This window comes from Bartonella sp. AA86SXKL (assembly GCF_042196885.1).
Window position 1 is genome coordinate 1 of record NZ_JBHIRE010000342.1, and the last position, 703, is coordinate 703.

Annotated in this window: 1 protein-coding gene; it reads right to left on the reverse strand. The window is 38.0% G+C overall.

The features are described 5' to 3' along the window. Positions 1-14: 14 nt before the first annotated feature. Positions 15-701, reverse strand: a complete 687-nt coding sequence (locus ACFIO5_RS11905; protein ID WP_375705522.1) for a tRNA (guanine(46)-N(7))-methyltransferase TrmB — start codon at positions 699-701, stop codon at positions 15-17. Between the last annotated feature and the right edge of the window lie 2 nt (positions 702-703).

Sequence of the window (703 nt, forward strand, 5' to 3'; positions counted from 1 at the left end):
GAGCGTTTCATCATCTATTTCTTGATAAAAGTAAGATAAGTAGGTGCTCGTCCTTCGCGTAAAGCTTTTGCTTCATAACGAGTGCCTGACCATAGCGTATAAGGTGTTTTCCAATCCTTAGGATTTTTTGCTTCCCATTCAAAACTGTGATGGTTTGAACAATGGTAAAGGGTCCAGTTTACATAACTTTCTATATCGCTGGCAAAGCGGAATTTTTTTCCTGTTTTAAGAACGCGAGCAAAACGATTAAGATTTTTCATGTTGATAAAGCGTCTTTTCCAATGCTTTTTTTTAGGCCATGGATCAGGATAGAAAAGATCTATTCCATCAAGTGATGCATTCGGAAGCCAATCAAGAAGATGTGTAGCGTCGTCATCATAAAGGCGAATATGGTTTTGATACTGTTTATGTTGTTCAAGAGACAGTAACATTTTTGCCATGCCATTGATAAAGGGCTCGATTCCGATAAAACCGGTTTGTGGAAAATGTTTCATTTCATGGAGCAAATGTTCGCCTCCACCAAAGCCAATTTCAAGACGAACTTCTTTTACTTTTCTGGAAAATAAGGACGTTAAGTTTAGGGGTACAGAGTTATTTAAGTTAATGTCCAGAGTTGGAAAAAGCTTTTTTATAAGTACAAGCTGACTGTTCCGTAGCCGTTTTCCTTTTCGACGACCAAAAAAGGCCTTACCTGTACGTATAT